This window comes from Candidatus Neptunochlamydia vexilliferae, from assembly GCF_015356785.1.
GTDB classification, from domain to species: domain Bacteria; phylum Chlamydiota; class Chlamydiia; order Chlamydiales; family Simkaniaceae; genus Neptunichlamydia; species Neptunichlamydia vexilliferae.
The window spans coordinates 1-3,263 of record NZ_JAAEJV010000101.1; the positions used below are offsets into that span (position 1 = coordinate 1).

The window sequence follows — 3,263 nt, forward strand, 5'->3', positions numbered from 1 at the left end:
GAGGCTTGTTCCTTGGTGAAAGATGTGCAAGGTTTTCTAGGAAAGAACCTTTCCAGCGAACTGACATGGCTTCGGAGCCGAAGGCGAAGAAAAGCCATGCGGTGAGCTGTCCGCGGCTTCAAAATGGCTCTGCAAAATCGCCCCGCACGAGGGGTGGAACAGTGCTTTGCACGGCCCCCCGAGGAGGGTCGATTTGGCTTGCCAGATTGAAGCTCAAGGGGGCAGCAGGGGGCTTGCCCCCGACGCATCTTTCATAAGACCAAAAATTGTTACCCTATTTTGAACCATGCCCAAAAAAGCACTGTATGGAAAGGTACGAACATTTTTAGGTCCTATGTTCCATAAATTGGCGTCACAGAGAGGATCTAAGATAGTCGAGGGCCATATGGTGCAAGACCATGTGCACATGTTGATAAGAATTCCACCCAAATATTCTGTAGCTGAAGTGGTTGGTTACATCAAGGGAAAAAGTGCCATTGCTGTAGCAAGACAGTTTGGGGGCAGGAAACGAAATTTCAATGGAGAGCGGTTGTGGGCAAGAGGTTACTCTGTGTCAACAGTCGGCTTTAACGAAGCTCAAATTCGGGCTTATGTCAAACACCAGCAGCAACTTGATGGTAGCCTGGGTTGTGAAGAAGCAGGGTCATTTTAACCGGCGCCTTTGAGGTGCTCCTAACCGTCAAGCTCCTCGCTCTGCGAGGACGTTATGACTTCTTCCCGCTCTTAAGATCGCTACTGCTGAAAAACAGCTCGAATCGGGCGATCTCCTCCTCTTCTTTACCGATGGGGTCGTCGAGGCCCACAACTAGGGGATGGAGATGTTTGGGAAGGAGCGGCTCATGGCATCCTTCCAAGAGAAAAAAGGGGAATCTCCTCAAGAAACTGTCAACCAAATCGTTGAAGAGGTGGCCCTTTTTGCCGAGGGGTGTCCCCAGCACGATGATCTTACCCTTATTGTTCTTAATGTTAAATAATAAAAAAACTCTAGCTTTTTGTGTTTTTATTTGCTATAACATTAAATATTAATTTGTGTGTCTTTTTTGGAAACTAAAACAATTGTTACAACGACTGTTGGTGGTGTCGTCGGTGGAGCTATAGGTGTTGGGACATCTACAGTGATCTATACGGGTATCATCGCTTATCATATGTTAACTGGGGCATTCGTGTTAGTGACACATCTTTCTGTTCCTCTATTTTTCCCTTGTATTTTTCTATCAAAAAGAGCTGTTGATGGATTTGAGTCCTCTTTGCGCTATACATTATCAGATATAGAATCAGCAACACATTCAGTGATTCAGATCGCTAATATCGCCCGTTATGTTCTTCCAATTACAGGGGCTACTATCGGAGCCAGTATAGGTTTTGCAATAGGAAAACACTTTGAACCCTCACAAAGTGTAGAGGAGCAAACAGACAACGATTAAGTAGAAAGCTTCTTGAGGATGTCTTGAGGGGTGTCTAACCCTTCATTAATGGCGATCCGCTCCCCTTCTTTAAGGAGGGAGCCCATTTGGGGACCATCCTGAACGCCAGCTTTGCGGAGATCTTCCGAGGTGAGAAAGGGCTCTTTATTTTGGATTTTGTGAATGGCTTTTTCAAGGGATTGGAACCGCATGTGGTGCTCTTGAAGAAAGGCTTGCCTTTCTTCAAGGGGAAGGTGAACGGCCACGATTTTGAGGCAGACTCCGTAGTGGGGGTGGGCATAGAGGTGAGCCCAATCGTAGAGCTCCCCTTTTTTGGTCTCTTGAAAACGGGTGTAATAGCGGACAAAGTCGAGCTCTTTTCTCGAGAGCTTTAGGTAGGAGCAAAGGGCTTCTCTTTCTTGGAGTGTAGCGGAGGGGAAAAGCTCGAGGATTTTAGCGATGACAGGAGCCTCTTCGGGAAAATGGGGGAGGTTTTCTACCCGCTTTTCAATCTCTTCGGTTGAGGTGTCTTTGAGGGTGGGGAAGATCATCGGAAGAAGGTTAAGCTGGTGAAGGGTGGCAAGGGCGGTATCAAAGTTAGAAAAAGCGGACATCTTTGTAAACTCATTCCAGACCCGCTCAATCGCAACGGCGGGAAAGAGGGCGTTGGCATGGTCGAGGATTGCCTTCAGCGTTTCGTTTTCGATGAGGAAGTGGAAGCGGCTAGCGTAACGAACCGCTCGGATCATCCGGAGGCGGTCTTCTAAAAAGCGCTCATGAGGATTCCCAATCGCGCGGACAATCCCTTCCTTCAAATCTTCTTGCCCCGCGACATAGTCGTAGAGTTTTTCCTGAAGGGGGTCGTAAAACATCCCATTAATTGTGAAGTCCCGCCGCTTGGCATCCTCTTCGGGGCTCGCTTCGCTAATCCCGATCGGGCGCCGCCCATCTTTATACCCTTCATCTTTTCGAAAGTTAGCCACCTCAAACTGATGCCCCCCTTCAACGACAATCACAATTCCAAAACTCACTCCAACAGGAATCGTTTTGGGGAAAAGCGCTTGAACCTCTTCGACAGAGGCGCTTGTGGCAATATCGATATCGTCAGAAGGGTGATCCATTAAAAAGTCACGGACCCATCCCCCCGCAAAGTAGGCGGTAAACCCCTCTTCATAGAGTTTTTTTACAATGGAAACGCCAACGTCGTAGTGGGTCATTTTTTCCTTTTTAAAGTACCCCTGATCAAGTTACAAAGATAGTATATTTGGAAGCAGATGTAAAGCGGCTTTACATCTGTATTGGGCAAGTAAGGTAGGTTGTGGATTTACTAGGAATTGACATTGGGGGAACGAAGGTGGCCCTGTGTCTTGGCGACGCCGAAGGAAACATCATCGCCGACAAGCGGATTGCTACTACCTCTCTTGGGGGCCCCGACCAGGCCCTACCAAAGCTTGTGGAGGAAGTGGGCCATCTTTTGCGCGACCACAACCGAGAGCTGGAAGAGATCCGGGCGATTGGTCTAACTGTTCCTGGTCCCGTCTCGACCAAAACGGAGCGGATGCTCACTCCACCCAACCTTCCCGAGTGGGTGGATGTCCCGATCGTTCACTATCTCCGAGAAAAGCTTGGCCGCCCTGTCTTTATCATCAAAATATCGATGCGGATACCCCTTCCTTTAGGGAGGGGAGGAAGCATCGCTCCTTTTTAGATTGTTTAATTTGTAGCCATGGTTTAAAATAGCTTGTATGAAACGAACCATTTCTCTTAAGTTGACCCTTTCTGATAAAGATTTTGAGACCCTTTTGGAAACGCAAAAGTGTTTCAGCCGAGGCTGTAATGCAATTGCTCTTCAAGCTAAAG

Annotated in this window: 3 protein-coding genes and 2 pseudogenes; 4 read left to right on the forward strand and 1 reads right to left on the reverse strand. The window is 47.9% G+C overall.

Annotated features, from left to right (window positions below; translation table 11 throughout):
• Positions 1-292: 292 nt before the first annotated feature.
• From tnpA to NEPTK9_RS09290, 3 genes and pseudogenes are all read left to right on the forward strand, one after another.
• Positions 293-652, forward strand: a pseudogene (gene tnpA / locus NEPTK9_RS09275) (IS200/IS605 family transposase); the annotation flags it as partial.
• Between the two features lie 73 nt (positions 653-725).
• Positions 726-974 (forward strand): annotated as a pseudogene (locus tag NEPTK9_RS09795) (PP2C family protein-serine/threonine phosphatase); the annotation flags it as partial.
• 66 nt (positions 975-1,040) lie between these two features.
• A complete protein-coding gene (locus tag NEPTK9_RS09290; protein WP_194848551.1) occupies positions 1,041-1,424 on the forward strand; it encodes a hypothetical protein in 384 nt (127 codons plus the stop codon).
• Here the strand turns inward: NEPTK9_RS09290 and NEPTK9_RS09295 are convergent.
• A complete protein-coding gene (locus tag NEPTK9_RS09295) occupies positions 1,421-2,620 on the reverse strand; it encodes a CCA tRNA nucleotidyltransferase (protein WP_194848552.1) in 1,200 nt (399 codons plus the stop codon). The genes NEPTK9_RS09290 and NEPTK9_RS09295 overlap by 4 nt on opposite strands.
• Before the next feature lie 101 nt (positions 2,621-2,721).
• Between NEPTK9_RS09295 and NEPTK9_RS09300 the strand changes: the two genes are divergently transcribed.
• Complete coding sequence (locus NEPTK9_RS09300) at positions 2,722-3,111, forward strand: ROK family protein (RefSeq protein ID WP_194848553.1); 390 nt, start codon at positions 2,722-2,724, stop codon at positions 3,109-3,111.
• Positions 3,112-3,263: the final 152 nt, after the last annotated feature.